This is a genomic window from Pararhizobium qamdonense, from assembly GCF_029277445.1.
In the GTDB taxonomy this organism is placed as follows: Bacteria; Pseudomonadota; Alphaproteobacteria; order Rhizobiales; family Rhizobiaceae; genus Pararhizobium; species Pararhizobium qamdonense.
The window spans coordinates 465,307-492,251 of sequence record NZ_CP119568.1; the positions used below are offsets into that span (position 1 = coordinate 465,307).

Genomic DNA, 26,945 nt, shown 5'->3' on the forward strand with positions numbered 1-26,945 from the left:
AAGGGTGGCGGGGTGACGATGGCGGATGTCGCGGCGGCTGCGGGCGTCTCCATGCAGACGGTTTCGCGGGCGTTGCGTTTTCCCGACACCGTGACGGCCGAAAACCGCAAGACGATCGATGATGCGATCCGGAAAACGCACTACGTCCACAATCTCGCGGCAAGCCATCTGGCATCGCATAAGAGCAATACGGTTGCCGCAGTCATCCCGACACTTTCGGCTTCGGTGTTTGCCGAGACCATTCAGCACTTTTCAGACGTGCTGCATCGGGAGGGCTACCAGATCTTCTTTGGAAATACCGACTACCAGCCGGATCGGGAAGAAGCGGTTATCCGCAGCCTGCTCGGCCGGCGGCCGGATGGTCTGTTTGTTATAGGCGCACATCACACGCGCGCGAGCATCGCCCTGTTGAAACGTGCCGGGATCCCCATTGTCGAAGGCTGGGACATGACGGACAAGCCGATCGACCGGCTCGTCGGTTTCTCGAACGCTGCGGCCATTGCGGAAATGGCCACTCACCTCGCACGTTCCGGCAGGACGAACATTGTTTTCGCCGGTGTTTTGCGCAAGGGCGATAGCCGTGCGGCCGAGCGGCGGGACGGTTTTGCCTCCGCTATGCAGGAGCTTTTCCCGGGCAAGACGCCGCGCATCGTGGTTTCACGCGATCTGCCGCTGACCATGGCCTCTGGCGCCGACGTGCTGCGCAAGGCGCTTGCCCGGTATCCGGAGGCGGATGCAGTGATGTTTTCGTCCGATATCATCGCTTCGGGCGCTTTGCAGGAAAGCATCCGCATCGGGCTCAAAGTCCCGCAACGGCTGGCGATCACCGGCTTCGGCGATTTCGAACTTGCCCGCCACCTGATCCCGTCTCTGACGACGGTGGCGGTACCCTCAGCCGAAATCGGCCGCGAAGCCGGGCGCCTGCTGCTGGAGGGCATGCGGGGCATCCAATCCGAGCAGACACTGATCGACATGGGCTTCAAGCTGATGATCCGCGATAGCGGCTGATCAGGTTTCAAAGACCGGCCGATGCTCGAAATCTGTCAGGATTTCACAGCCTGTGGCGGTCACATGCAGCATATATTCCAGCCTCACACCGCCGACATTCGGGTCGAAAGCCGTCGGCTCGACCATGATCACCATGTCTTCCTTCAGCGTCTCGCGCTCGTGACCGACGATGCGCGGCCATTCGTGTACGCCGGTGCCGATTGAGTGGCCGGAATGATGCGCATAGCCGTAACCATTACGGATGATGACAGATTGAAGCACGGCATCAAAATCACCGATGATTAGGCCGGGCCGAACCGTCTCGATCGCCAGATCCAATGCAGAACGGGCGGTCGAAAACAACTTTGCGAAGCTCTCGGACGGTTGCCCGATCATGGCTGAGGCACAACTGTCGCCCCAGTAGCCGGCCACACGCGGCGCCAGATCGCAGATGACCGGGTCGCCTGCCTCGATGACCCGGTTGTCTGGCCAGCCCATGAAGCGGGACGTGCGCTCCCGCCCGGAGATCAGATCGCCGGTCACCGGCAGGCGCGCGCCCGCACGGGTTTCCATCGCCAGACGGATGGCCGTAAAGACTTCAAGCTCGCGCATGCCGGCACGGGTGCTGGCGAGAAACGCCTTTTGCCCGGCCGATGCCGTCAGGGCTGCCTCGCGCAGCAGGCCGATTTCGGTTGCGGTCTTGATGGCCCGTTGCCGGCGAAAGGCGGGTTCGATCGGAAGCGTGACGCTTCCGTCGAGCAGACCGGCGATCGAGGCGGGCAAAGCGTGCCGTTCGACGGCAATGCGTCCACCTACGCCGAGACGGGCAAAGAGCACCTTCGCTTCCGTCAGGTAATTCTCGAAGATGTCGGTCGGCTCCTGATACGAGAAGCCGGTGTAGGTGACGATCGTTTCCGCCCAGCTTGCCGTGTCCGTCTCAAGGTTGGTGACGAGCAGCGCGGTTTCGCCATTCTTGCCGACAACGCCGAGGCTGGGGCCACCGGCAAAGGGCGAAGGCCCAGCCTCAATACCGCAGACATGGCCAAGCGCGTATGCGATACCGTCCGGGCTGGTGAAGAGCCCCCAGTCGGCTCCCGATTCCTGGATGGCGGCAATGGTTTTTGCGAGCCTTTCCTCCACGGGTCTCTCCTCAGATCAGGTTGCGGATATGCTGATCGCGGCCATAGGCGGCCACGAGAGCCAGGATCAGAAGACCAAGCGCCGACTGGACGAGCGCTTCGGAAAGGCCGAGGCCGATCAGTAGCGTGCGCAACTCCACCAGCACGATGGCGCCCGCGACGGTACCGGGGAAACCGCCGCGTCCGCCGATCAACGCCGTGCCGCCGATCACGACCGCCGAGACCGTCTGGAAGAGATAAGGCGTGCCGACGGTGGCGCTGGAGGAGCCGGTGAAACCGAGAAGCAAAATCCCGGCGATTGCCGCAAATACCGCACTGAGGGCGAAAGTCGTCATCCACATGGCGACGGGCCGTACGAGGGCGAGTTCTGCGGCTTTCAGATTGGAGCCCAGAGCATAGAGGCGGCGGCCATAAACCGTTCGCTGCAACACGAAAAAGCAGCCAAGCGTCAGCACCATTGTAAAGGGGATGAGCCAAGGGAAGGGCAATGGCCCGATCGTGCCGCCCAGCGACACGAACTCGTTGACGAAGGGCGGAGCCGAACCGGTCGGCAGGCCGCGCGTCCACATCTGAACGCCGGCCTGAACCACGGTGCCGACACCGAGTGTAACGATCAGAGGGTGGATCGACAAGGCCGCCGACAAGCCACCGGAAATGGCGCCGATGCAGGCGGCAAGCACGATCACGATCAGCAACGCTACGAGAGCCGGCGTGCCGCTGCCGTAAAGGCTGGCGAAGACGACATTGGCGAAGCCGATAACGAACGGGATCGACAGGTCGATACCGCCAAGGATCATGACCAGTGTCTGGCCGAGCGCGGCAATGGCGAGAAGCGACGCCAGAATGAGCATGGCGCGGACGGAAAACACGCTGCCGAAACCGGGAATGATCAACGTGCCGAGCACAAAAACCAGAGCCACGCCAAGGAAGGCGATCAGGGCGCGATTGGATGTCAGGGAGGTTTTCATCGGCTTTCCATCCAGATCTGGAACCGCTGCTTGAGCTTTTCGGAGTTGAGGCACACAGCAAGCACGAGCACGATACCGTAGGCTGCCTGCAGCACGAACGTGGAGACGTTGAACGATGTCAGCATGTTCTGCAGCAGGAAGATATCCGCCGCGCCGATAAAGGCCGCCGCTAGTCCACCAACGCCGCCGGCGAGGCTGACGCCACCCAGAGCCGCAGCCGCAACAGCAATCAGCGTATAGCCCGGCCCGATATTGGGATCTCCCGAACCGATCAGTGCCGTCAGCGCCAAGGCCGCCATGCCGGCAATCAGGCCACCGAAGACATAGGAAAGGAAACGCACCGCCGGCACATTGACGCCGGCCGTGTAGGCTGCCCGGTCATCGCTCCCGACCGCCATCAGAAGGTCATAGAGCGGCAGGCGCTTGAACAGGAGCCAGGCGATAATGATCAGGCCGACGGGAATGAGGGACAGCGGCCCCGCAAAGTCCGCGAGCCACGCGGGCACGCTGCCGGAGGGCGAGGGCAGGATCGACAGGGCAAGACCGCTATAGATCAGATAGGTCGCCAACGTTGCCACGATCGGCTGGATGCGCAGGACGGCCGCGAGAAGCCCGTTGATAATGCCCGAGGCAATCCCCAGCAGTAAGGCGGCAGGGATTACGATCCATGGAGATGAAATGCCGGCATCGCCGATGATCACCTTGATTATGATCACGTTGATAAGCCCCATCAAGGGGCCGACCGAGACATCGATCGAGCCGCGCCCGGCCAGAAAGGGCAGGGTGGTTGCAAGTGTCGCCAGCAGTAGAGGGGCTGCAAGTCCGAGGACCGTCAGCCAGTTGCCGGGCGAGAAACGCACGGGATTCAAAAAGACGTTGACCACGAGGAGCACGACGAACAGGATCGCGGCAAGCCGCGTTTCCCTTCTCGCCCAGAAGGCCGGTTTGCGAAAGGTCTTCGGGTGGGCACTCATGGGTGGCCTCCTTCCTGCCCGAACATGGCGGCCATAACCCGGTCCATCGTCATCGATGAGCGATCAAGCACGGTGCTGCATTCGAAATCCCGGAAGATCGAAACGGTGTGGCAGAGCTGCAGGATTTCCTCGATTTCGCTTGAGAGGATGACGAGGGCGATACCGCTTTCTGAGGCCAGCGTGCGAAATGCTTCGTAGAACTTGAGGCGCGTATTGAGATCCACACCTCGGGTAGGGTCGTTCAACAGCATGACGCGCGGTTTCAGGGCCAGCAGCCGGGCGAGAAGAACTTTCTGCTGATTGCCGCCGCTCAGCGCCGAAATGGGAGCATCGACCGAGGGGTAACGGATCGACAGGAAGTCGGTATAGGACGCAAGCTCCTGCTTCAGGCGTTTGCGGTCGAGAATGCCGGCAAAGGAAAACCGTGGCATGGAGGGGATCGCGAAATTGTCGAGCACGGAGAGCACCGGAAAGATGCCAGTGGCCCGCCGGTCTCGCGGCAGATAGACGACGCCGTTGCGCGCTGCCTCGTAGTGGTCCTTGTACTTGGCTGGACCCGCGGTGCCGCCTTCGACGGTGACCGAGCTATCGCGCCAGCGGCCGAGCCCCGCCAGGGCCAGCAGAAACTGTTCCTGACCATGACCTTCGAGGCCTGCGACACCGGCGATTTCTCCCGCGCGGATAGCGCCGGATAGCGGCTTCCTGCCGGGAGCGAGCACGAGATTATCGTAGCGCAGCACAATGTTCTTATCCGGCATGTAGTGCGGCCTCCGGAGCCATGAGTTTGAGGAGGCGCTGGGCAGTGATATCGTCGCGTTCGAGCGTCTCGATAACTTTTCCGCTGCGAAGGACCGTTACGCGGTTCGACAGGCGACGGACCTCTTCGAGGCGATGGGAAATGAAGATGACGATGTTGCCGGCGCCGGCATAATCCTCGATGGCATCGAAAACGAGGTCGCGGTCGGCATAGTCCAGCGCCGCCGTCGCCTCATCGAGCAGCAGGATCGACGGCAGGCGCAAAAACGCCCGCGCCAAAACGACAAGCTGCTGGCTCGCAAGCGGCAATTCACCGGCGGCTGCGTAAAGCGGAATGGGAAAGCGGGAAATCTGCGCCAGCAGAGCGTCGGCGAGAGCCGCACGCTTCGCCTTCGGAATACGCCAGCTCAGAGGGCCGTCGTAGCCCAGAAATATGTTTTCCAGCACGGTGCGTTGCGGCGCAATCAGCACCTCCTGGAACACGGTGGAAAGACCGAGATCGTGCATGTCGCGCGGGCTGCGGGGTGAGACCGCTCGATCGTTCAGGAGCACACTACCCTCGGTCTGCGTCACCACGCCGGAGAGGATTTTCAACATGGTGCTTTTGCCGGAGCCGTTTTCACCGAGGATGGTGTGAATTCCCGGGCGGAAATCGACGGAGGCATCGCTTAAAGCAAGTGTTTCTCCGTACCGCTTGGTCAGGCCAACGGTCTTCAGTCCGACCGGCTCTTTCCGGAACGGAGGAACTGCGCCGCCGTTTTCCATCACGACGCGGTGGATGCACGACGGGCCAGCCGTCTTTTCATCCTGCGTCTTTGTCATCTCATGCATTCATTTCAGCCTTCTGGCAGGCACCTCGATTGATAAACCGCTGCCGATTGTCGGCAGCGGTTGTCTCCGGCTTACTTGGTGCAGGATGCCGGTACCTTGGAGAAGTCGTAAAGCGGAGTTGCTTCGCCGTTCGAGAAATAAGCGCTGAGCAATTCTTCCGGGAACGGGTCTTGTGGCGGGATCGGGAAGATCGCGGCAGAGTCCGGCTTCATGCAGTCCTTGTACCACGTCGGCAGATCGGCTTGCGTGATCGTCGGCATCGGCGCGATGATCGTGTTGACGATCGGCTTCTGGCCGCTGACGACGCGAAGGGCAACGCGGAAGGCGTTCTGTGCGGCGACATGAGGCGAAACCTCGCCGCCGTAGAAGTTGAACGCATCCTGGTTCTCGTGCCAGTAGCCCAGCGCATCACCCGAGATGGACGCTGCGATCAGCGGCAGAGGCCTGCCCGCCTGCTGAAAAGCCTCTGCAATGAAGCGGGCTTCCGAGCCGGTGGACCATACGGCATCGATCTGCTGTGGTGTCGTGGCGAGCGCCTGAAGAACAACCGATTTCGTCGTGGTGCCTGTCCATTCGCCGCTGACCTTGCGGGCGATCGTCAGGTTGCCGCTTTCGGCAACAGCCTTCTCCAGTCCCGCATTTTCCTGCTGTACCAGCGGATGGCCGGAGATGCCTTCGACCTGCAGGATGGTGCCGCCGTTCGGCAATGCCTGCGCGATACCCTTGCCCATCTGGTAGCCCCAGAGGTTCTGGTTGTGCATCACGTTGATGGCGGTCGGTGTTGTGACCGCGCCAGCCGACGTAATGACCGGGATGCCAGCCTTATAGGCGTCATCGATGACGGCATTGAGCGCCGTCGACGAGCCGGCGATGGTGGTGATGACCGAGCAACCCTTTTCGATAAACGAGCGAATCTGCGAGATCTGCTGGGTGGTATCGCCATTCGAGTCCGAAACGATGAATTCCGAGACGTCGCCGGCTTCCTTGGCACCGTTGACGAGACGGGCGAGTTCGTCGTTGAAGGTCACGCGCCACGGATTACCCATATAGGATTCCGAATGGCACCAGCGCCATGGCTTGGCCGGCGCCTTGAAGTCTGCAAATTGCGCAGCGCCCACATCGACAGCATCCGTATAAAGGGCGCGCGCATTCTCCGGCAGCGCCTGGAGCTCGTCTGAGCGGGCGTCTGCATAGGCCGGAAACGCTGCCGATGAAAGCAGGGCAGCCGCAAGCAGGGTCAGGCCGAGGCCCGATTCGAGTCTGTTCATGATTTTCTCCTCCGCGGCCTCCCGTGCCGCTATGGTTTACCAGTGAATTTCTTATTCACCGATTTTGTCGTGGTCAACGTAAAAGTTAGCGCTAATCCATAAATAGAATAAATCACACCATGCGGCTTTATTATAGCGCAATGCAGCAATAAAATAGTTAGCGCTAACTCTGGACAGACCGAATTTTGTCGATATGTTCGCGGCCAACGTGAACGGACATTCGAAGGACGATTTCTATGGGTATCTTGTCGGGTATCAGGGTGCTGGATTGCTCAATTGCCATGGCCGGCCCCTTTGCAGCCCAAAGGCTCGGGGATCTCGGCGCAGACGTGATCAAGGTCGAGCCGACAACCGGGGAATGGCAGCGCCATGTCGCTGCCGGCGGTGCCACAGGCAATCGGGTGAACGTCTCCTTCCTCTCGCTGAACCGCAACAAGCGCTCGCTTGCCGTCGATCTGAAGTCCGAGGCTGGCAAGCAAGTCCTGCTCGATCTGGTGAAATCGGCCGATGTCTTCCTTCAGAATTACCGCCCCGGCGTCGCAAAACGTCTCGGTGTCGATTACGAAAGTCTCTCAAAGATCAATCCGCGCCTGATCTATGTGTCCATGTCCGGCTATGGCGAGGATGGCCCGTATGTAAATCGCCCGGGACAGGATCTCGTGCTGCAGGGCCTCTCCGGCGCCATGCTATCGGCGGGACGTGAGGGCGAGGCGCCAACGGCTGCGGGCCAGTATCTGGTCGACGCGATCACGGCATACACCGCCTTCGAGGGTGCACTGGCGGCCCTGTTTCACCGCGAGCGCACCGGGGAGGGTCAGCTCGTGCAGGTCAACATGCTGGACGCGATCACCACGATCCAGATGCAGGAACTTTCGGTCTTTACCGTCGGCAAGAAGCCGCAGCAGCGCTCCGCCGAGCCGCATGCCCATGTCTATATCCGCGCGCCCTACGGGGCTTTCGCAACCAGCGACGGCTTCATCATTGTCGCCTTCCCGAAGCTGAAGACGCTCGGCGAGGTCATCGGCGAAGACAGCTTCCTGACGATGGACGACGAGATCGATACCTGGAAACGGCGCGATGAAATCTTCGCCAAGACCCGCGACAGGCTGAAGGTCAAGACATCGGCGGAATGGCTGGAGTTGCTGCGGGCGGCCGATATCTGGTGCGGCCCGGTCTATGGCTATGCTGACCTCGTCGAAGACGAGCAGGTGAAGCACAACGGCACCTTCGTCGAATACGAGCACCCGACGGAAGGCAAGGTGAAGACCCCCGGTTTCCCGATCAAGTTCTCAAAGACGCCCTCCACGGTCGAGCGCGGTGCGCCTATCACCGGCCAGCATACGGAAGAAGTGTTGCGGGAAGCGGGTTACGACGAAGCGACGATTTCATCGCTGATCGCCACTGGGGCCATCGCCAAGGGAAGTCTCTGATCATGACGACGATCAAGGCGCTGACCTGGGACCATCCGCGCGGTTACAACGCGCTTGCCGCCGCCGCAAGGCGCGAGGATGTACTCGCCGCCGGTCTCGATATCCAGTGGGACAAGCAGCCGCTCGAAGGTTTCGAATCCCATCCGATCGCGGATCTGTGTGCCCGCTACGACCTCGTCGTGCTGGATCATCCGCATATCGGCGAAGCCGTCGGCGGCGATTGCCTGCGCTCGCTCGAAAGCGTGTTCGGCGCGGATGTCTTGCAGGCGCTCAGTGCCGACAGCATTGGGCCTTCGCTATCGAGCTATCGTTACGCCGGAAAACATTGGGCGCTTCCGCTCGATGCCGCGACCCAGGTCATGGCGCTGCGCGCCGATCATCTCGAGGATGGCGCACCGGAAACCTGGGATGCCGTGCTCGATGTCTCGCGCAAAAGCGGCAAAGTTGCGCTGTCGCTCGCCGGGCCGCATGCGGCGCTGAGCTTCCTGTCGATCGCGGCTGCGTTCGGCGAACGACCGGCCGAGGCCGATCCGGACGTGCTGGTTTCCGCAGACAACGGCCGAGCTGTCTATGCGCTCATGGCCGAGCTTGCATCCCATAGCCCGCGTTCGGTCCTCGCCAAAAACCCGATCGGTATTCTCGTGCATATGGCGCAGGAAGCCGATGTCGTTCTCTGCCCGCTCGTCTACGGCTACGTGAACTATGCGGCACCGGCGGAAGGGCATGCCATCACGTTCGCAAATGCGCCACGCCGCATCGGAGGCGGTCGTCCGGGCTCGACGCTTGGCGGAACCGGGATCGGCATCTCCAAACGTTGCGAACCGACGCCGGAACTGAAGGCGCATCTGCTCTGGCTGATGGGCCGCGAGGCGCAGATCGGGTTCATTCCCGCCCATGAGGGGCAGCCATCCCGCCGCGAAGCCTGGCACGATGCTGGCGTGAACGCCCGCTGGGGCAGCTTTTACGCAAACACCGCCGACACTCTGGAGCAGGCGTATGTGCGCCCGCGCCACGATGGCTACATCGTCTTTCAGGGCAAAGCGTCTGCGCTTTTGCGTGAGGCATTCGAAACCCGCGCCGATGCGTCCAGCGTGCTGAGCCGCCTGCAGGACCTCTATCAGGCCCACCGTCGGGCCGGCGAAGAGCGATAGGAGAAGATGATGACGGAAGAGATCACCTTCGAGGTGGATGGCGCGATCGCGACGATCACCTTGAACCGCCCCGGCAAGCTCAATGCCGTGACGCCGGAAATGGCCGATGCCATCGTGAAGGCGGTCAAGGAGTGCAACGACAGCGATACGATCCGCTGCGTCATTCTGACGGGAGCAGGGGAGCGCGCGTTTTGTGCAGGCTCCGACATTCGTGAACTCGATACCTATGAGACGCCATGGCAGTTTCGCAATCGTCCGGACTATTGCGATGCGATCCATGCTTTGCTGAAGCCGACGATCGCCGCCGTGAACGGCTATGCTTTTGGTGGCGGACTTGAAACGGCCATGGCCTGCGATATCCGCATCGCCTCTGAAAACGCGCAGTTCGCGGCCCCGGAGATCAAGCTCGGCTGGATCGGCGGCGGTGGCATGGCAGCGGGGCTTGCCCATTCCATCGGCATGTCGAATGCCGCGATGATGATCATGACCGGGGATCCAATCTCTGCGGAAAAGGCGCTTCACTGGGGTCTCGTCAGCGAGGTCGTCGGTATTGAGAAGCTTCTGCCCCGCGCGCGCGCCATCGCCGAAACGATTGCTGCCCGAGCGCCGATTGCAGCCGAAACCGCCAAGCTCAACCTAAAAGCCGCCGTCTCGATGCCGCACGACAAGGCCGTCGAATACGAACGGGATCTCCAGACGATCTGCTTTGCGACGGCGGATGCGAGGGAGGGTCGCCAGGCCTTCAAGGAAAAGCGTCCACCAGTCTTCCTTCGACGTTAGGAGTGAGCATGACAGCAAGGAACAACCTGTGGGTACGCTCGACCGCCAAGACATGACCCAAGACAAGATACTGATAACGGCTTTCAGGAAGAATTGATAAAGATGAGCGGAATTTCGAGTTTTGAGACGGGGACCTTCGTTGGAAGGGCATGGTCGGTGGAGGCAAAAGGCCCGGTCGTGGTCACGATCCGCGGTGGCCGTGTCTATGACATTACCTCCCAGGAAAACGCGACGATTCGTGACCTGCTCGAGCGCGAAAATCCCGCGTTCTTCGTCCGCGGCGTTAAAGGTGCGGAGATTGGTTCGCTCGAAGAGATGCTGGCCATCCGCGAAGCAGACCTTTCCCAATCGCATCTTCTTGCTCCCATCGATCTTCAGGCTATCAAAGCTTGTGGCGTCACCTTCGCCCGGTCGATGATCGAGCGCGTGATCGAAGAACGCGCCGCAGGAAGTCCGGAGCGGGCTGCGGAAATCCGGGGAAAGGTCTCCCAGATCATTGGTGCGAGCCTTCGTGACCTGAAAGCGGGTTCCGAGGCCGCCCAGAAGGTCAAGGCAGCGCTGATCGAGGAGGGATTGTGGTCGCAGTACCTTGAAGTCGGTATCGGCCCTGATGCTGAGGTCTTCACGAAGTCCCAGGTGATGTCCTCGGTCGGCGTCGGGGCTGCAGTGGGACTTCACCCCATTTCGAAATGGAACAATCCCGAGCCAGAGATCGTGCTTGCGGTTGACAGCCAAGGCCAGGTGAAGGGCGCGACGCTCGGCAACGATGTCAATCTTCGCGACGTGGAGGGACGATCCGCGCTTCTACTGGGCAAAGCCAAGGACAACAATGCATCCTGCTCGATCGGCCCCTTCATCCGTCTGTTCGACGAGACGTATTCGATCGATGACGTTCGTAACGCAGAACTCGACCTCGTCGTCGAGGGCGAGGATGGATTCGTGTTGCGCGGCAAGAGCTCGATGAAGGAAATCAGCCGCGATCCTCTCGATCTGGTGGCGCAGACGCGTGGCCGGCATCATCAATATCCGGACGGCTTCGTGCTTTTCCTGGGCACGCTTTTCGCCCCGGTTGAAGACCGCAATGCTCCTGGGCAGGGGTTCACGCATAAGGTGGGTGATGTGGTAACGATCTCGAACGGCCAGTTAGGAGTTCTCGTCAATCGGGTGAGACTTTCCACCGACTGCCCGCCTTGGGTCTTCGGAGCATCACATCTGATGCGAAACTTGGCGACTCGTAAGTTGATTTAAATTTTTCGATGTAGGAATGGTTGTAAGCCAGTGACGTGGCCTCTGCCGCAGCCAAGAAATTCTGACGCGAATGCTCAGTGAAGTTCCATAAATATGCTTACGCCGAAAACCGAGCTAAAAATATGTGGATTTTTCTTCGTAGCGGCGGCAGTGGTTCCCTTCCGTACGAAGACGTTGGACTACGGCGCGTATCGAAGATTTGGGGCGCGGCCTCATGTATATCCCATTGACATATCCCAGACGGAGATGTACATCTTATACTCGGTGATGCAATCCGGAGGGACTTAGGTGGAGCAGGGTGCAGTATTCCAGAATAATCGAAGCCAAGCTATCCGTCTTCCAAAGGCAGTCGCTTTGCCCGATGATGTAAAGCGCGTCGATATTGTCGCCGTCGGACGCACTCGCATTATCGCGCCTGCTGGCGAGGTCTGGGACAGCTGGTTTGAAGGAGCAGCGGCCACGTCCGACTTCATGAGTGAGCGTGATCAGGCCGCCTCGCAGGAGCGCGAGGCGTTTTGATGCTGAAGTACATGTTAGACACCAACATTTGCATTTTCACGATCAAAAATCGACCGCAGCAGGTGCGCGAGGCGTTCAATCGTTTCCATGATCAATTGTGCATCAGTTCGGTTAGCTTGATGGAACTGATTTACGGAGCGGAAAAGTCAGCCAGTCCTGAAAAGAACCTTCCGGTTGTGGAGGGCTTCGCGGCGCGCCTTGAAGTTCTAGCGTACGACGAACCGGCAGCAAGCCATACGGGACAACTGCGGGCCGAACTAGCGCGCAGCGGTACTCCAATCGGTCCATATGATCAATTGATTGCAGGACACGCTCGCTCGCGAGGCTTGATTGTGGTTACGAATAATCGCAGGGAATTTGATCGCGTTCCCGGGTTACGGGTGGAAGACTGGACGGGCTAATCTCAAACGTTTCACTATAGCCATCGATAGCCCCGGATACCGCCTCCGTCGGTACCCGCTGAAGGGTCGCAGGTTCGTATTGCTTCAAGGCGTCGGAAGGGTTCGTTGCGAAAAGCGACACGAGGCCGCCGCCGACAAGAAACTGCCGGGCAAGCGAGAGGTGCTTGCGGCCGATGGGCCTCACGAAGACAGCATGATCGTTTGATTCTCAATAAGCCCGCATTATTGAACTACGAACCGATTGTCACAAACTATGGCGCGAAGGTGGAGGTAATTACGCGACGCGACACACTGTCGCCGTTTGCTGTCAAATGTAAGGAGAAACGCAAGCGCGAATTTCCCCGCTGAACGCCCGGTAAGTATTGTTGTCCGGGTCATAGGAGCGATAGCGCGCGAAGCACCATTGAGAATGGGTGTCTCCGGTGTATCTGAGGTCACTGATGTCAGCGGCGTGGTCGACCTCAGCGTTTGTCGCAGGGTTATGAACCGAAGCTGCAAAAGGAGGCTCACATTCACGGCGTACACCTATGTAGGGCTGATATGTGTTGTCTGAGGCGCGATACGACCTGTAACGCTCTGCGCACCATGCCGCCACTTCCGTGTCGGCTTGGTAATTTGAGGTCAGCCCAACGCCTGCCATTTCGCCCTCGTCGGTTGAGCCGAGTCGTACATCGCGCATCGAAGGTTGGATCTCCTTTGCGACGATGTTGTCCGCGCTGAAACTCATCACCGCCGACTTCGGCAGTTCAACGACGAGAGCGGGAAGGCGCTCAAAATCCTGCTTGCTGGGATCGACTGACATGGGACGGGATGTCCAAAGTGATGTTATGTCAATATTCCCCAGCTTTTCGATTTCACGCTCCGGAAGGTAATTAGGGATGGCCATGACACTCCCGGCAATTGCGGTCAGCGAGAGTGCGATGCCCAACACGGGCGCGATTGGATAGCTCATCGTTTAGCTCCTGCGTTCCGGCTGGTGCCTAGTAGAGGGAGAACGGTCATGCTGGTAAGGCTTTAGAATGTCTCAAAACGAACTGCCGCATCCTGATAGCGTTGTCATTGGGCTATCAAACGCAACTGCTGTAATGGAGTTCCGCCTTGGAGTGTCGATACCGCGTCTGTTGGTCCTTTGCTGCGGCAAAGCAGGACTAAAGTCCTAGATCGAACGGACCATAAGGGCTCGATGTGTTTGACAACGAGTGTCAACCTGGGACGGGCTGTTCCATGACGGATTGACGATCGGAGTCAGGCAATAGACCGCTAATAAGATATCGCCATCGCCGATACGGCGTGTGGCCGGATACGTCTGTAGGCTGCCTCTACGAAGCCGTAGATGCCGAACGTAAGGAGACCAACTGCAGCGATGGCGTAAAGGCCAGCACCGAAGGGAAGTTGGCGGACCCATGACAAGGCCTCCGAAATGCCGCCTGCCTGGCCTGGATCTACTGTGAAGGCCGCATAGATGAAGAACACCCCGGTGATGATAAATACGACGCCGCGGGCCGCAAGGCCGTAGAGGCAAATCCAATCTACGGCAGTTCTGGCGGTATCGGGGATGTCTAGGTATTTCCGGTATCCGTGGCCTACCCCTTTAACGATCTGTGTCGCTCCTGCGCCGACAATAGCCAAGCCCACGCCCGTCACCAAATATCGACCAAAGGGTTGTTCAAACAGCCAGGCAGCGAGGGTCGCCTCGCTTTCAGAACCTCCTCGTTTGTCGAAAGCAAGGGCCAAACTCGCTGCATAAATTGCTAAGCTGCTGTAGGTCACTGCGCTGATCAGTAGGGCTACTCGTATGCCATACCCTTTGAGGGTCGCGGGGTGACCATCAGAGTTGGCTAATGACTGTGCGAAACGCCACGCGATGAAGCCCAGCAGCCCTACTGTGATCACCCCGAGCCAGACACGTCCAAATGGCTGTCCAAGCAATACATTGAGAGCGGATTTCGAGTTTGGCTCACCGCCACCGATTGATGAAGACAGCGCGAGCCCGGCAACGAGCACGTAGACGAGGCCGCGTGCGGCATAGCCGGATCGGGAAAGCCATAGGAACGGTGACTGGGTTTGCATGGGACCTCACTGGGTTAATCAATCAATACGGCAATGCATCGCTACACCCCGACAACTCTTGTGCTGTACCCAGGTTCCACCGTTCTAGATTACCCTACAGGCCAGTGACGGTAACTCGCCTCGTCCAAAATTGGTCTATGCCGTCAGCTTAAAGAATTCAGTGTAACGGTGTTCATTGAGGTTTCATGCGCCGAGGATTATCCTTGCAAGACGCGGAGCAAAGCGCTTGCGACAGGAGATGATGACGTCGCCGCTGAAGAAGATCCATCGGTGAGCCATGTCGGGGCAAAGCTCATTCGTGAGTGACTAACCAGCACCAGTACCGCCGCCGCAATTCACTGTGTAACACGTAAAGTGACTAATTATTTTTATTAACCGTATCCATTCCCGCCGGTTTAACTCAGAGGCTCTAGGTTCCTGCCCAATGAAAAGGCAGATAGCGCATCATGAAGCAGTCGCAGTTGTTGTTGAAATGGATTGTTCCCGCAAGCGTATCGGCATTGGTAGGGGCGATGCTACTCGGCACTTTATACTGGGCGGCAGCCAGAACGGATGAAGTGGCCGCGGCGCGGCAGAAAGATCTCGTCACGCTCATTGTGTCGAAGTTGCAGTCATCGGTCGCCCATGATCAAGAGAGCGCTACCGTCTGGGACGACGCGGTGATCAAGACGAGGGAGCGTGATCTCGAGTGGCTTGACGTTAACCTCGGACAATGGATGAACACCTACTTCGGCCATGACGCTGCTTTCGTACTCTCAGCGGATGGAAAGCCAATCTACGAGTTCATTGCGAAGCCATTCGGCGTCTCCACGGCGACCGACTTTTATCGGGCTTATAGTCCATTGGCCAGTCGTCTGCATGGACGACTTGCTGCCGCAGATCAGGAGGGCATATCGGACAGGGTTCTTTCGATCGGCGAAAGCGATCTGACATTCGTGGGTGGACGACCTGCTGTGATCAGCGTCAAACCGATTGTTTCCGACACTGGCGAGATCAAGCAGCGGGCCGGCGAAGAAAACCTTCATATAGCCGTACGGTTCCTTGATCGCGATCTCCCGATCCAGATCGGTGGCGAATATCAATTCGCCGAAATGCAGTTCATGACCACAATGCCTCACGACAAGAGTCACTCGCAGATCGCCCTCAGGTCGAAATCGGGGGAGATCATCGGGTATTTCAACTGGCATCCATTTGAACCCGGAACAAACGTGTTGGACGCGACCTTGCCGGTCATAGGTCTTTCCGTCATTGCTATATTTATCGCGGCAAGTTTGGCCGGCCATGCTATCTGGAGGCGCTCGGTCAAACTCAATTCCAACCGCCAGGAACTTCAGAGCTTAGCGCTTCGTGACACTCTAACGGGACTTGCAAACAGGGCTCATTTCCAAAACGAACTTGTCGTGCGGCTCCAGCGTTCAAAGCCCGAAGATGTCCGTAGCGTGCTTTTCATAGACCTTGACCGGTTTAAAGCAGTGAATGACACGTACGGACATCCGATAGGTGACAAGTTGATTGCTCTCGTTGCAGAGAGAATGAGAGATATTCTACCGAACGCCCTGGTCGGACGGATCGGTGGCGATGAATTCACTGTCTTACTCGAAATGATAGGGAGCAGTGAAGTTGCCGACACAGCCAATCGAATAGTGGCGAGCCTGCGCGAGCCGTTTGAGATAGAAGGCGTTTATATTACGATAGGGGCGAGCGTCGGTGTAGCGACTGCAACCGGTCCGGGCGCCGAGGCGAACGAACTAACGCGCCAGGCCGATATAGCACTTTATCATGCCAAGGCTGCCGGGCGAAACGCATATGCCGTGTTTGGCGATCATATGGACGAACTTCTTCGTACGCGACGAAAACTTGAGCATAGTCTTCGTGACGCACTCGCGGGGGGGACACAGATTGAGGTGGCTTATCAACCTGTCTACCTAGCAGACAGTTCGGGACCTTGCTCAGTTGAAGCGCTCGCACGGTGGATACACCCGGAGTTGGGCCCAATCGGTCCTGACGTTTTCATTCCGCTCGCTGAGGAAATTGGCCTCATCCACAAAATCGGCAGTCTGGTGCTTGAAGATGCGTGCAGCCTGATTGCGCGTATGCCGTCAATCAGTGCTGCCGTAAACGCTTCCGCAGCGGAACTAAGCTCGCCCGGCTACCCGCTTCGCGTTCTCTCCACGCTGGCAAAATGGGGGGTCGAACCGAGTCGACTCGAGATCGAAATCACAGAGAGCCTTGCCATTAATGGCGAACAGGAAACTGAGCGAAACATTACCATGTTGAGAACTGCGGGAGTAAAGTTTGCCATCGATGACTTTGGTACAGGATATTCTTCCTTCTCCCGGGTTCAGAACGTCACCGTGGACAGGCTCAAGATCGACAAATCCTTCATAGAAGGGATAAGCGGAGGTCAAAACAGCGCGATTGTGGAAGCGATTATTAATATGGCACGGGCGCATGGCCTTCAGACAACGGCAGAAGGGGTCGAGACGAACGAACAGAGGGAGGCACTAAAGTCGTTGGGCTGCAACAACGTTCAGGGATTTCTGATGTCTCGCCCAATAGCTCGTGAAGAGGTCATGGCGCTTGTTAATACAGGCAACGCGAACTATGGGCGGGTTTGACTGGAATATACCGTTCATCCGGGGTTAACTGTCGTGCAGATTTTATGACGCGTCCGTCGGCAGGGGTGGCTTCCAGGAAATTTCGTCGAGCGCGCGGCTGACGATCCGGGACGAGCGAAAAAACACCCTGCAAGAAAATCTTGCCTTTCCATGGAAAGCAGGGGCCAACGGCTTGATATTGGGAGCCAGCTTTCAGTAGAGCCGCCGCTGACCACCAACATCCTGTAGGACCACCGGTATCGTCGCGTCTCTTGTTTCGGTGATCCAATGGCTGAGCGCGTCCCAACATTGCCTATATCGCGGGGAGTTCCTGCTTGCGCTCAAGGCCATCCCAATCCTTGGCTTCGCTGTTCGGGAACGGTAGACATCTTGCCCCACGCGCGCACGTGCCGAGCAGTGTTCTGGTCCTGAGGCTCTGGTCGGCCGCAGCAATTTTTTGGCGCGATTGCCGGGGACGGATTGTCTTATTGGTCACTAGTATCATCGTGAAATTCGATCGTGTCCCAGGGAGTGGTGTAGCTGGATTTCATAGCCATCGGTGATTTCCGGTAGGGTCGGGTTGCTTAGAACCAACCTGAGGGACACCACCGATGACCGACGATATGATGAACCTGCGCTCACTCGTTGAGAAGAGCGCTGATGCCGATTTGCTGCGCGAGATGATCGGCTTTGCTGCTGAGAAGCTGATGGCGCTGGAGGTTGGCACGAAGACCGGCGCGGGCTATGGCGAGAAGAACGGCTTCCGACTTGCCCAGCGCAACGGCTACCGCGATCGAGACTGGGAAACGCGAGCGGGAACCGTCGAGCTGCGCATTCCCAAGCTCCGCACAGGCAACTGCTTCCCAAGTTTCCTGGAGCCGCGCCGGATGGCGGAGAAGGCCCTGACGGCGGTCATTCAGGAGGCCTACATCCAGGGCGTCTCGACGCGCTCCGTCGATGATCTTGTGAAAGCCATGGGCATGTTAGGCATCTCCAAGAGCCAGTTGTCACGGCTTTGCGAGGAGATCGACGAGAAGGTGAAGGCTTTTCTCGACCGGCCTATCGAGGGCGAATCGCCTTATCTATGGATCGATGCCACCTACCTGAAGGTCCGACGCGGCGGTCGCATCCTCTCTGTTGCAGTCATCATCGCCGTTGGCGTCAACACCGACGGTCGACGCGAAGTGCTCGGCATGGAAATCGGCACGTCCGAGGCCGAGGCGATCTGGACGGAATTCCTGCGAAAGCTGACCGGGCGGGGGCTGCGCGGCGTCAAACTCGTCGTCTCCGATGCCCATGAGGGCATCAAGGCAGCCGTATCGAAGGTGCTTTCCGCCACTTGGCAGCGTTGCAGAGTGCACTTCATGCGTAATGCATTGGCTCATGCGGGCAAGAGCGGACGGCGCGTCGTATCCGCGTTCATTGCCACGGCCTTCGCTCAGGACACACCGGAGGCCGCAAGCACTCAGTGGCGCAGCGTCGCCGACCAGATCAGGCCAAAGGTCCCGAAGCTTGCCAGTCTGATGGACAATGCCGAGCACGACGTACTCGCCTACGAGACCTTTCCCAAGCAGCATTGGGCGAAACTTCACTCGACCTACCCGATTGAGCGATTGAACGGCGAAATCAAGCGGCGGACTGAGGTCGTCGGCATCTTCCCCAACGACGACGCCATCGTGCGCCTGGTCGGTGCCCTGCTGCTCGAACAGATCGATGAATGGGCCGTCCAGCGATCTCGCTACATGACCCTTGAGATAATCGCCACAATGAGCGATGATCCCCTCATCAGCCTGCCAGCAGCAAGCTGACACTCATCCGGCCCTCTGGGATGAGCCGTGGCTGTCTAAGCTACACCACTCCCTGGGACACGATCTGAAATTCTCGGCGTGGGCCGCTATCCGGATATTGTCGCGCGCAGCGCGGCTTTCTTTATCAAGTTCTGCGCCTTAGCCGCACAATAGACATCGATTGGATCGAATTAACCTTTGAGGAACCTTCTATCTAGCCCGGGGTTTCCATGCGAAGGAGACCAGCATGCAAATCCCCCCACCGACTCATGAACTTGGCGAAATGCAGCGTACGATGGAGTGCGAAGAGCTTGTCCACCCCCTTGTAGACGCGATCGTATCTGCAGCCACATCATCTGGCTGGACCGTAGAGGAGGCTCTGATGGCGGTCGAAGAAGTAGTAAAGGATATCAGGACAAACAAACCCAGCGGGTAGACACGGACAGTGAGGTGCCTCCTCGGTGCCTGACGGTGTGGGGCAGACTCTATGTAAATCCTTTGTCTTAGGAGTTTCAGACATTTATTTTGGAGAAAATCAATCGTGCACAGCGATGACAAACGATTTAAGCGGGTCCTTTCGAAGGGTGAAAACGAGATCGACGAATACTTCGCAGAATTGAAGAGCGAGGCCCTGAATACTGGCCATGTCTCTCAACCGGTTCAAGGCAAGATTGGTCTCTCCGATATCGAAGAGACTCGCCGGCTGATAGCTAACGTCGCCCGTCTTCGATAAATAGTCTCGGGTAAGCCCGCGATCTCCTTGCACGCGAACCAGAAGCACTATTCTGTCAATGCGCTCATTGGCTTTACAGGAAGATTGGAGTGTTTATGGTTTTCGGTCTTATAGCCCGACGTCTTCTGCGACATAGGTAAACTTGAATTTTCAAAAGCAAGAATGAATGTCGCAGGACCAACTGCAGCCAATAGATTAATTTTTCCTCCAGTCTTGCCAACAAACAAATCCACGGCGAAAGAGGCCAACTCGTTCGAAAGAGTTCAGCGCTGGTCAACCGAATACGCACGAGCCGCGATTTTTTCGTAGTTATCCCATGTTACTCGACGTCCCCCGACTAGGCTAGCCGCAATACGTAAGAGCGCCGTCAGATGCTCCTTCCCTCCGTAGCCAACGATCGGCGCTACAGACTTCATTGGAGTATTCAAAATCCCCGGAATCAGGTGCCGCAGTTCAGCGAAGTTGGCAAAGTGTTCGTCATTTTGCCCGTCTAAAAGCAGAGTTTCGGTTGGAGCACCCTGAGCAAGGATTACCTGATGACCATCGAGTAAAATATGGAAGTATTCGATGGTGGTTATGCCCTCGGGAAGAGCGGGGGCGATGGACACCCCATTAACGAGGTCCATCACCCGGATCAAAACCCCGTCAACGAGCAAAGCATGCCCCGGTGACAAATAGAGGTCGCAATGAGGGACCTGTCCGTCCAAGGCATGCCGTCGGACCCGAATTGGCATCACGGTTTCGGTCTCAGGGTGACGGGTTGGCTTGTAGGTCTGACGACCAATCCACCGGATGGGCATCGTGTCCCCAGTCACCGTCGTTAGCATATCGCCGATGGCAAGCTCTTCGACATTTACCTCGCCAGTCGGCGTGGAGAGGGTGGTCCCGCGCAGAAAGCAATTTGACCCGTGGTGTCCTTTTCCCCCACGCTTGCCCCAGTTTCTCCCCATGCTGTGGGCGCTTGAAGGTGATAGAATCGCACCTGCCGCACCTGTTGCTGCGGTAAACCTGGCGCCTGCGGCTGCAGCAATGCCCAAGAAATGGCGCCGTGCCAGCTGCGTTTTGAGTGAGCGATCGCTGGGAGTAGGCATTTTTTCCTCCATCGTTGATGTTCGAGAACGATAGATGCCTCACCTCTGGAATTTAACCTCTTAAAAGTGCGTACGTTTATCATCCGACTGAGCGATTGGATGACCCCTTGGGCGATATAGCAAACTCTGACATCCAAAAGGTGGCTTAAAGGGGCGGACCAAAGTCCATCCTGGACTGGCAAAGGTCCTGTGCGTCGCTCACTCAGGAATCGAGTCGTAAGTCCCTGTTTCAACCTTCGCCGGTGGATTGCACAGACACGGCGGCACTGCCACCCCCAGCCAGATCCGGCGTTCCTTTCGAGCGGCGGGTCATCCTGTATGATAAAGCCGATGCGATTTCGTAAACAGCGTCACTCTTAGGCAACGTCACCGGGCCCGTAATAGACTTTTGTCCAGACAACAGACCATTCATCTGAGCCACCTTCATCATAGACGTAGCGGCCATCCCCGGAAAGCTCTTCGCGCCAAGGATCCATAGTCAGCCATGCCGGCGGCGCTATTCCCGGTAGCTTCAACAACTGAAGAACGTCGTGAAGCTCCGGCAGGGTGGTGACCTTTTGTAAGTCTTGCAAACCGCTGCTTCGAATTGTCCATGCATAATGCGTCATCGTGCAGTTTCCTTCCATTCATGTCGATGCGGGAATGGAGTATTGGGCTGGCGTTGGGTGAAGAACTTCAACTGTTTTGGACCGCCGAGATGCGACAGGCCAACCGCTCGCCGATACTCTCCCTGGAGGCAACCACCTTCGCGTCCCTGTGTGGACGGTCTGGGCCTGAAATATGCTCAACAACGAAAATGTGATGCATGATCAAAAGACCTCCCCAACCGGCTCTATGGTGTCCACTAACCTCTCAACCGCGCACCCTCCGTCATTCAGAAGGCCGAGGAGGGCTCCAATCTCGAACGGGTGAAGCAAAACCCTATCGACAGTCGTAGACGCCGGAAAGTTTCGACTAGGATCTTCGAGAAGGAAGAGACACTGACGACGCGTTTCATAATCCCGAGCTTCGTCCGACAAGGAACTCCCAGCTTTCAAGGTGTAATCGTAAATCGTATATTCTTCGGGCATTTCAGACCTCGTTAACACCCAGCGATTTATTCAGCGTTAGCGGGTTCGCAAGACAGGAATAATATCGATATAGCTCTTGTGGATCATTCCGCCATCCGGCTTCGGCCCTCTAACGAACCAAGACCTTTGGAACGAAATCAGAGCAACGGTCCTACCGAGGCTGCGAACAGAAAGTTTTAAGCCCAAATCCGTGTAATCGACAGGTGCCATTATTGTCGCCCGACAATCCACACAAACAGAAACCGCTTATGCCTGGGCGAGATGGAGAAGTGGTAGGGAGGACGACAACGATCTCATTGAGTTAACGATCTGAGTGATCAAATTCAGAGTATACGGTACTATCACACGCATGCCTGCGTGCTTTTAGGCGATGGACGCTAGATAGATTCGCTTTCAAGGAGTCCCACATGACGACGGGCCGAAAAATTGTTCACTCTCAACTCGGCATACTCTTGAGTGTATTGCTTGCGGCAACCCCCTACACAATGAAGGTTTCGGATTTTACCCCGGAGCTTGTCTCCCATTCTGTTTTTGCAAAAGATGGCAATAACGGCAATGGAAATGGCGGCGGCAATGGAAACGGTGGGGGCAACGGGAACGGCGGCGGCAATGGCAATTCTGGCGCGGGCAAAAGCGAGACTCGGGGAAACTCTCAAGGCGCGAAGGGTCAGGGTTCGCAAGGCAAGACCGGTTCTGCCGGACTATCTGTTCGCCATAGCGACGGGATCAGCGAGGTCGTGCGCGATGGCCGATATATCATGAAGGATTCGAAAGGTCGCACTATCGTGAACCGTCAGGCCACCCTCGCAGATGAGATCCGTCTGAGATTTCTGCATTAAAAACTGATGGCGTGCGTCTCGAAGACATTCGGCCCGGAACGTGGGGAATTGCAGCAAGTTGGATTACTGTTTGCCGCCCGCGCCTTCAAATTTTCACTGGAGTAATCCCGACAGATCTTTGATAGTGGGCGGCCCCCAGACATTAGAATCCGCGTGATTTGGGGTTTGTACACCGGATAAATGACAGTCAGCTGACTAACGTTCATGTATATATTTTTATGGGTTTTAAATGTCAGCTCAAGCCACAGTGCAGTGCTGCTAGGTCATGTCTTGTTAGAACCACTGTCAACCGGGCGCTGGATTACGCGAAGACGAGCTGTCAATGGTGCATACTATTTCTTCTGGTCCAAGTGAGTGCTGTCGACCGGCAAGACCACCGTTACCTGCCGTTGAGACCGTCCGGCCATGCTCGTGGAGAACACTGTGAGGGTCAATCCAGCCATGGCCAGAAAAACAAAGATGAAAACCCCGCTTAGTGGGGCACCGGACTTCGGCGTGTGTTGATAAGACATTTTTTGGGTCTCATTGGGGCGGGAAGGCAGGGCGGTACGTTGTGTATCGCCCTGCCAAGATTTTACGCGAACCCGATAAACGACAGGATTGCGCCGACGATCACAATTGCTCCAATGAGCCAGATCAAACTGTTCATTGCTTCACTCCTTCAAGATGACCGTGGGACTGGGGTGGCCACAGTTACTGAATCACCTGGACGACGGTGCGTGTCTGCGGATCGACGATGACACGTTGCTCATTGACAATAGTGTAGGAGTAGCGCGGATCTTCAGTGATTGGCATTAGAACGACCTCTTGGGGGACCGGCTTACCAACGACGATCGGTTGTTTGACCACGACCGAATTTTGTACAGGCTGCTCCTGAACATAGGTGACTACGCGGGCTGGTGGCGGATCAATAGCCGTGCCGGCGATTGCACCGGCCACACCGCCGACAGCAGCGCCCACGGGGCCACCGACAATCGCACCGGTGATGGCACCACCGGCGGCGCCTGTGACTGTTCCGTTTGCGTCCTCGGCGAGGACCGTGCCAGTAAGCGCGACTGTGACGAGGGTTGATAAGAGAATGAGTTTCGATTTCATGACAGTCTCCTTTTTCCGTTTACACCAGCACAACGCCATTTTTAGAAAGCTGTTCCCACTTAGGGCTACAGTCCGAATTCTCTGAGACGATCGGCGGAAACTGGTAGGGCTAAAGTCCTGTAGCAACACAGTAAGAGTGGGTTGCACGCCATCTTGGGGAGCACCTTCTGGCGCGTTGGACTCACGCTGGATTGGACATAGGAGGCGACGATGGACACGAGTTTGCATGAAGTTCGATGGTTTCTGATGCCGGTCATAGGCCTGATTTTTACGATGTTGGCAACCGGGCTGCTCGCAGGTTGAACCGCAGCTCTTTAAACGAGAGTGCGATTGCGCAGAACCATCGCGGCTTCCGTTCTATTGCTTGTCCCGAGCTTTGCGAAAATATGGGTCATATGCTGTTTGATGGTCTTCTCATGGACCCCAAGCCGGAGCGCTATCCGCTTGTTGCTAAGCCCTTCCGCAACTAGGTTCAGGACCTCGTGTTCTCGGCTCGTCAGCTCATTGATTGGATTGGGCTGCTTTGCCAAGGCGGCCGCCAATGACATGTCGGAGAGGAGCCGAGCTGACAGAGTCGGGGAAACATATGTCTCTCCCGCGGCGACCGATTTAATTATGTCCGCCAGCACCCGTGATCCGACGCCCTTCAAAACATAGGCCTTCGCCCCCTTGTCTAGGGCGCTCATGACGTCGTCGCTTGTTTCCGAGACTGTCAGCATCATTATCTTTTGATCGGAGTTGATTTCCAGGATAGGCAGGATCGCATTCAGCCCACCGCCTGGCATTGAGATATCCATGAGCAGGATATCGGGCTTCAGGGTGGCGCAGATCTCAAGCGCGTCCTCCCTTGTTGAGCCTTCACCAAGTATTTTGAAACCTTGGATGTCCGAAAGAATCCGCATGACGCCTTCACGGAAAAGCGGGTGATCGTCGATGACTGCGATTGTAATTTCTCCCATCATGAGGGCTCCATTTCATCTAGGTTTAAGGACATGCACAGCTCGGTTCCCCGTTCAGACGTCTTCAATTCAAATATTCCCCCAAGGCTTTCAACCCGTTCTCGCAGACCCGACAAGCCCAGGCTTGAATGCTTGATTTTAGTTGGGTCAAAACCCGGACCGCTATCGCCGACTGTAACCGAGACAATTCGACCGTCGTAGGTCTGGATGACATATTGCTCAGCGCCACCGCCGTGACGATACCCATTGTTGAGCGCCTCCTGCAAAAACCGAAACACGCAGATTTTCGTTGAGATCGGGAGTTGAGGAGACGCGGGTGATAGGGAAAGCTCGACCAGTGCGCCTGTTCGCTCAGTATGGGCTTTGAGGGCGCGTTCAACTACTTCCCGCAAATCGGCGCCTTCGATCCGCGGCAGGACGAGACCGCTGCAGATTGTGCGGATCTCCTGCATCGCGTCATCCAGACTGGATTTGATTGACGCGATCTCGCCATCTCGTACCTTACGCGAAGTTCGAGGATTGCTGATAGCCTCGCTGTCGACCTTCAGTGCGGCCAAGGCGACTAGCTGCGCCGGGCCATCGTGGAGTTCGGCTCCAAGGCGTCTGAGGTACCGTTCATTGAGCGCTGTTGTGCGCTGGCTTGCTCGCTGGAGCTTCGCGCTAAGCTCGCCGTTCTGCAATAGAAGTTCAGACAGTTCTCGAATTCGCTGCTTTAACGCTTTGTCTTGACTGTCTATCGTCCTACTGCCTTTAAAGACGAGAACCGATAGAATTGCGAAAAAGGACATCGTGAATGCCACAACCGCGAGCCAGCTCTGTAGGCGGGCGTGGTTCAGACTGTGCTGAAGGTCGGTGGCGATTTCATAAAACTCGAGGACGCCGACGACTTCACCGGACCACGGCTGTAGGACCGGATTGTAAATTTCAAGCACCGGAAAGCCGCTATCACGAACAGTTTCACTGCCGACATCGTCGGAATGGTCGTACTTAGCAACCATCGTCCCAGATAGTGCCATTTGTAGCCCATCGCTGATCGGTAGTTTTCTTCCGATCAGAGCTTTTTCGTTTGAATAGAGAATGGTGCCGTCGGGGCGCCAAAGACGAAACGACAACAGCCGTTTCCCCAGTGTTCCTTGGCCCAAAGTCTCGTCGAGTGCTCGTTGCACCGATTCGTTGAGATCGTCGTTGGTTTGCATGTCGGGTAGGAGGGGCGCAATGACACTGTCGACGTATAGAGCGGTCGCAGCCCCGGTATTCCTGGTGACTGCAGCTTCAATCAGACTGGTAACGAACGCTCCAACTATGATCGTCGCCCCAAGCGACACCAAACCTCCGATGAGGAGAAACTGTTGGGCCAGACTGGGGGTATTCCAGCGGTAACGCTCCGCGAACAACCGCATGATCGATTCAGCTCCCAAACGCACTCTCTTATTCCGGCGCGCTATCAACCGTCAAAAATAAGGCGTCGAGGCTATTCGTCAATAATGCCGGACCGACAGAAAAAAATATACGTCGCAACGTCGAAGGGGGGAATTGCTGGCGAGGCTGCCTTCCTAAACTTGTGTACCGTTTCCGGGTCGCTCCAGAGAGACGATCTGAACTTTTAGCATGTTAAAGACGGTTGCATATCTTCCAGGTCATCGCTGTGAGCACACACCTTCGAGACTGCAACATCCGCTGACACTTTCGTGTCAGCGGGACCGGGCGCACCGCGAGCTCGATCCCTGGACTAATGTCACCGCCCGCACACGGCCAAAGCCTGAGGCGCGCTGGTTGGATATCGGCCAATATACCTCGAATGGCAAGAAACCGGAGCAAGTCATGCTGATGAAAGCCGATCTATCCTGGTGCCTCGTCCTGGAGCGCATCCATCCAACGTCTCTCGATGGGGAGTTTACTGCGATCGAATTCGAACTGGCTTTTGCCATCAACATCCGGGCGGCCTTGCGACTGGTGAAGGTCTCGCCTGTTTGTCGCCGTTTTGCCGATATCGCGATAAGCAACGCGGTCACCTATAGCTGCTTACGCTACAGCGGAAGAAGCGCCAGGGTTCTGGCCGATGCGCAACGCCCAATCGACGAGGCGTTGTGGCGTTTCATAACGGAGCTGGGAAGTTGTAAAGTCAAAGCGAAGGCCGACCCGGAACGCACCTCTATCTACTCGATCCCGATAACCGACCGCCGGCATGCCAAGCCTACGCTTCTGCGACGGGGAAGCCATATCGTCTCGCGCTCGGGCGAACAGTTCTAAAA

The 26,945-nt window shown here is 57.3% G+C and carries 24 protein-coding genes; 11 read left to right on the forward strand and 13 right to left on the reverse strand.

Translation table 11 applies throughout. From position 1 onward, the window contains the following. Nucleotides 1-18 precede the first annotated feature (18 nt). On the forward strand, nt 19-1,008 hold the full coding sequence (locus PYR65_RS27685) for a LacI family DNA-binding transcriptional regulator (RefSeq protein WP_244490289.1): 990 nt from the start codon (nt 19-21) through the stop codon (nt 1,006-1,008). On the opposite strand, the gene PYR65_RS27690 is transcribed toward PYR65_RS27685, so the two are convergent. The 6 genes from PYR65_RS27690 to PYR65_RS27715 all read right to left on the reverse strand — a co-directional run bounded on the left by PYR65_RS27690 (nt 1,009) and on the right by PYR65_RS27715 (nt 6,923). Then, nucleotides 1,009-2,127: a M24 family metallopeptidase gene (locus tag PYR65_RS27690; RefSeq protein ID WP_060641036.1), complete on the reverse strand. Its 1,119-nt coding sequence runs from the start codon at nt 2,125-2,127 to the stop codon at nt 1,009-1,011. It abuts the gene before it with no gap. A 10-nt stretch (nt 2,128-2,137) separates the two neighbouring features. Continuing rightward, entirely contained in the window at nt 2,138-3,094 is a 957-nt protein-coding gene (locus PYR65_RS27695; protein ID WP_276121973.1) for an ABC transporter permease, read from the reverse strand. Next, nucleotides 3,091-4,068 carry an ABC transporter permease gene (locus PYR65_RS27700; RefSeq protein ID WP_060641034.1) on the reverse strand — a complete coding sequence of 326 codons (978 nt, stop codon included), beginning with the start codon at nt 4,066-4,068 and terminating at the stop codon, nt 3,091-3,093. The genes PYR65_RS27695 and PYR65_RS27700 overlap by 4 nt, the downstream gene beginning before the upstream one ends. After that, a complete protein-coding gene (locus PYR65_RS27705) occupies nt 4,065-4,826 on the reverse strand; it encodes an ATP-binding cassette domain-containing protein (protein ID WP_276121974.1) in 762 nt (253 codons plus the stop codon). The genes PYR65_RS27700 and PYR65_RS27705 overlap by 4 nt, the downstream gene beginning before the upstream one ends. Next, the gene (locus PYR65_RS27710; RefSeq protein WP_276121975.1) at nt 4,816-5,646 is read right to left on the reverse strand and encodes an ATP-binding cassette domain-containing protein; all 831 of its coding nucleotides are present in this window, start codon (nt 5,644-5,646) and stop codon (nt 4,816-4,818) included. Before PYR65_RS27710 ends, PYR65_RS27705 begins: the two co-directional genes overlap by 11 nt. Before the next feature lie 80 nt (nt 5,647-5,726). Continuing rightward, nucleotides 5,727-6,923 carry a substrate-binding domain-containing protein gene (locus PYR65_RS27715; protein ID WP_276121976.1) on the reverse strand — a complete coding sequence of 399 codons (1,197 nt, stop codon included), beginning with the start codon at nt 6,921-6,923 and terminating at the stop codon, nt 5,727-5,729. Nucleotides 6,924-7,159: 236 nt separating this feature from the next. Between PYR65_RS27715 and PYR65_RS27720 the strand changes: the two genes are divergently transcribed. The 6 genes from PYR65_RS27720 (at nt 7,160) to vapC (ending at nt 12,452) form a co-directional block, all read left to right on the forward strand. After that, nucleotides 7,160-8,353, forward strand: coding sequence for a CaiB/BaiF CoA transferase family protein (locus tag PYR65_RS27720; protein WP_060641031.1), 1,194 nt, complete (start codon nt 7,160-7,162; stop codon nt 8,351-8,353). A 2-nt stretch (nt 8,354-8,355) separates the two neighbouring features. Beyond that, nucleotides 8,356-9,504, forward strand: coding sequence for an ABC transporter substrate-binding protein (locus PYR65_RS27725; RefSeq protein ID WP_276121977.1), 1,149 nt, complete (start codon nt 8,356-8,358; stop codon nt 9,502-9,504). A 9-nt stretch (nt 9,505-9,513) separates the two neighbouring features. Then, a complete protein-coding gene (locus tag PYR65_RS27730) occupies nt 9,514-10,284 on the forward strand; it encodes an enoyl-CoA hydratase/isomerase family protein (RefSeq protein ID WP_276121978.1) in 771 nt (256 codons plus the stop codon). Nucleotides 10,285-10,386: 102 nt separating this feature from the next. After that, a complete protein-coding gene (locus tag PYR65_RS27735; RefSeq protein ID WP_060641028.1) occupies nt 10,387-11,532 on the forward strand; it encodes a fumarylacetoacetate hydrolase family protein in 1,146 nt (381 codons plus the stop codon). Between the two features lie 288 nt (nt 11,533-11,820). Continuing rightward, nucleotides 11,821-12,051, forward strand: coding sequence for a type II toxin-antitoxin system VapB family antitoxin (gene vapB / locus PYR65_RS27740; protein ID WP_276121979.1), 231 nt, complete (start codon nt 11,821-11,823; stop codon nt 12,049-12,051). Beyond that, on the forward strand, nt 12,051-12,452 hold the full coding sequence (gene vapC / locus PYR65_RS27745; RefSeq protein WP_060637099.1) for a type II toxin-antitoxin system tRNA(fMet)-specific endonuclease VapC: 402 nt from the start codon (nt 12,051-12,053) through the stop codon (nt 12,450-12,452). Before vapB ends, vapC begins: the two co-directional genes overlap by 1 nt. 307 nt (nt 12,453-12,759) lie before the next feature. On the opposite strand, the gene PYR65_RS27750 is transcribed toward vapC, so the two are convergent. Both PYR65_RS27750 and PYR65_RS27755 read right to left on the reverse strand, forming a co-directional pair. After that, nucleotides 12,760-13,404: a BA14K family protein gene (locus PYR65_RS27750; RefSeq protein ID WP_276121980.1), complete on the reverse strand. Its 645-nt coding sequence runs from the start codon at nt 13,402-13,404 to the stop codon at nt 12,760-12,762. Nucleotides 13,405-13,712: 308 nt separating this feature from the next. Continuing rightward, a complete protein-coding gene (locus tag PYR65_RS27755; RefSeq protein ID WP_276121981.1) occupies nt 13,713-14,522 on the reverse strand; it encodes a DUF1206 domain-containing protein in 810 nt (269 codons plus the stop codon). 446 nt (nt 14,523-14,968) lie between these two features. On the opposite strand from PYR65_RS27755, the gene PYR65_RS27760 reads away from it, so the two are divergent. Both PYR65_RS27760 and PYR65_RS27765 read left to right on the forward strand, forming a co-directional pair. Then, nucleotides 14,969-17,140, forward strand: coding sequence for a putative bifunctional diguanylate cyclase/phosphodiesterase (locus PYR65_RS27760; protein ID WP_276121982.1), 2,172 nt, complete (start codon nt 14,969-14,971; stop codon nt 17,138-17,140). A 590-nt stretch (nt 17,141-17,730) separates the two neighbouring features. Next, on the forward strand, nt 17,731-18,927 hold the full coding sequence (locus PYR65_RS27765) for an IS256 family transposase (protein WP_276121983.1): 1,197 nt from the start codon (nt 17,731-17,733) through the stop codon (nt 18,925-18,927). Between the two features lie 975 nt (nt 18,928-19,902). On the opposite strand, the gene PYR65_RS27770 is transcribed toward PYR65_RS27765, so the two are convergent. Together PYR65_RS27770 and PYR65_RS27775 are read right to left on the reverse strand one after the other, a co-directional pair. Continuing rightward, on the reverse strand, nt 19,903-20,730 hold the full coding sequence (locus PYR65_RS27770) for a Hint domain-containing protein (RefSeq protein ID WP_276121984.1): 828 nt from the start codon (nt 20,728-20,730) through the stop codon (nt 19,903-19,905). A 356-nt stretch (nt 20,731-21,086) separates the two neighbouring features. After that, nucleotides 21,087-21,338: a hypothetical protein gene (locus PYR65_RS27775; protein WP_276121985.1), complete on the reverse strand. Its 252-nt coding sequence runs from the start codon at nt 21,336-21,338 to the stop codon at nt 21,087-21,089. A gap of 869 nt (nt 21,339-22,207) precedes the next feature. On the opposite strand from PYR65_RS27775, the gene PYR65_RS27780 reads away from it, so the two are divergent. Continuing rightward, on the forward strand, nt 22,208-22,639 hold the full coding sequence (locus PYR65_RS27780) for a hypothetical protein (protein ID WP_276121986.1): 432 nt from the start codon (nt 22,208-22,210) through the stop codon (nt 22,637-22,639). A gap of 693 nt (nt 22,640-23,332) precedes the next feature. On the opposite strand, the gene PYR65_RS27785 is transcribed toward PYR65_RS27780, so the two are convergent. The 3 genes from PYR65_RS27785 to PYR65_RS27795 all read right to left on the reverse strand — a co-directional run bounded on the left by PYR65_RS27785 (nt 23,333) and on the right by PYR65_RS27795 (nt 26,093). Further along, complete coding sequence (locus PYR65_RS27785; protein WP_276121987.1) at nt 23,333-23,734, reverse strand: DUF1236 domain-containing protein; 402 nt, start codon at nt 23,732-23,734, stop codon at nt 23,333-23,335. Between the two features lie 314 nt (nt 23,735-24,048). Beyond that, a complete protein-coding gene (locus PYR65_RS27790) occupies nt 24,049-24,696 on the reverse strand; it encodes a response regulator (RefSeq protein WP_276121988.1) in 648 nt (215 codons plus the stop codon). Next, nucleotides 24,693-26,093 (reverse strand): sensor histidine kinase, encoded by a 1,401-nt coding sequence (locus PYR65_RS27795; RefSeq protein ID WP_276121989.1) that lies wholly within the window; start codon nt 26,091-26,093, stop codon nt 24,693-24,695. Before PYR65_RS27795 ends, PYR65_RS27790 begins: the two co-directional genes overlap by 4 nt. 421 nt (nt 26,094-26,514) lie before the next feature. Between PYR65_RS27795 and PYR65_RS27800 the strand changes: the two genes are divergently transcribed. Beyond that, nucleotides 26,515-26,943: a hypothetical protein gene (locus PYR65_RS27800; protein WP_276121990.1), complete on the forward strand. Its 429-nt coding sequence runs from the start codon at nt 26,515-26,517 to the stop codon at nt 26,941-26,943. Nucleotides 26,944-26,945: the final 2 nt, after the last annotated feature.

Excerpts from the sequence above, each read along its gene's own strand:
- PYR65_RS27795 (WP_276121989.1), bottom strand. The coding sequence starts at position 26,093 with ATGCGGTTGTTCGCGGAGCGTTACCGCTGGAATACCCCCAGTCTGGCC.
- PYR65_RS27770 (WP_276121984.1), bottom strand. The coding sequence starts at position 20,730 with ATGCCTACTCCCAGCGATCGCTCACTCAAAACGCAGCTGGCACGGCGC.
- PYR65_RS27790 (WP_276121988.1), bottom strand. The coding sequence starts at position 24,696 with ATGATGGGAGAAATTACAATCGCAGTCATCGACGATCACCCGCTTTTC.
- PYR65_RS27755 (WP_276121981.1), bottom strand. The coding sequence starts at position 14,522 with ATGCAAACCCAGTCACCGTTCCTATGGCTTTCCCGATCCGGCTATGCC.
- PYR65_RS27725 (WP_276121977.1), top strand. The coding sequence starts at position 8,356 with ATGACGACGATCAAGGCGCTGACCTGGGACCATCCGCGCGGTTACAAC.
- PYR65_RS27800 (WP_276121990.1), top strand. The coding sequence starts at position 26,515 with ATGCTGATGAAAGCCGATCTATCCTGGTGCCTCGTCCTGGAGCGCATC.
- PYR65_RS27685 (WP_244490289.1), top strand. The coding sequence starts at position 19 with ATGGCGGATGTCGCGGCGGCTGCGGGCGTCTCCATGCAGACGGTTTCG.
- PYR65_RS27700 (WP_060641034.1), bottom strand. The coding sequence starts at position 4,068 with ATGAGTGCCCACCCGAAGACCTTTCGCAAACCGGCCTTCTGGGCGAGA.
- PYR65_RS27735 (WP_060641028.1), top strand. The coding sequence starts at position 10,387 with ATGAGCGGAATTTCGAGTTTTGAGACGGGGACCTTCGTTGGAAGGGCA.
- PYR65_RS27715 (WP_276121976.1), bottom strand. The coding sequence starts at position 6,923 with ATGAACAGACTCGAATCGGGCCTCGGCCTGACCCTGCTTGCGGCTGCC.
- PYR65_RS27720 (WP_060641031.1), top strand. The coding sequence starts at position 7,160 with ATGGGTATCTTGTCGGGTATCAGGGTGCTGGATTGCTCAATTGCCATG.
- PYR65_RS27695 (WP_276121973.1), bottom strand. The coding sequence starts at position 3,094 with ATGAAAACCTCCCTGACATCCAATCGCGCCCTGATCGCCTTCCTTGGC.
- PYR65_RS27775 (WP_276121985.1), bottom strand. The coding sequence starts at position 21,338 with ATGACGCATTATGCATGGACAATTCGAAGCAGCGGTTTGCAAGACTTA.
- PYR65_RS27750 (WP_276121980.1), bottom strand. The coding sequence starts at position 13,404 with ATGAGCTATCCAATCGCGCCCGTGTTGGGCATCGCACTCTCGCTGACC.
- vapC (WP_060637099.1), top strand. The coding sequence starts at position 12,051 with ATGCTGAAGTACATGTTAGACACCAACATTTGCATTTTCACGATCAAA.
- PYR65_RS27765 (WP_276121983.1), top strand. The coding sequence starts at position 17,731 with ATGACCGACGATATGATGAACCTGCGCTCACTCGTTGAGAAGAGCGCT.
- PYR65_RS27710 (WP_276121975.1), bottom strand. The coding sequence starts at position 5,646 with ATGACAAAGACGCAGGATGAAAAGACGGCTGGCCCGTCGTGCATCCAC.
- PYR65_RS27705 (WP_276121974.1), bottom strand. The coding sequence starts at position 4,826 with ATGCCGGATAAGAACATTGTGCTGCGCTACGATAATCTCGTGCTCGCT.
- PYR65_RS27730 (WP_276121978.1), top strand. The coding sequence starts at position 9,514 with ATGACGGAAGAGATCACCTTCGAGGTGGATGGCGCGATCGCGACGATC.
- PYR65_RS27780 (WP_276121986.1), top strand. The coding sequence starts at position 22,208 with ATGACGACGGGCCGAAAAATTGTTCACTCTCAACTCGGCATACTCTTG.
- PYR65_RS27785 (WP_276121987.1), bottom strand. The coding sequence starts at position 23,734 with ATGAAATCGAAACTCATTCTCTTATCAACCCTCGTCACAGTCGCGCTT.
- PYR65_RS27760 (WP_276121982.1), top strand. The coding sequence starts at position 14,969 with ATGAAGCAGTCGCAGTTGTTGTTGAAATGGATTGTTCCCGCAAGCGTA.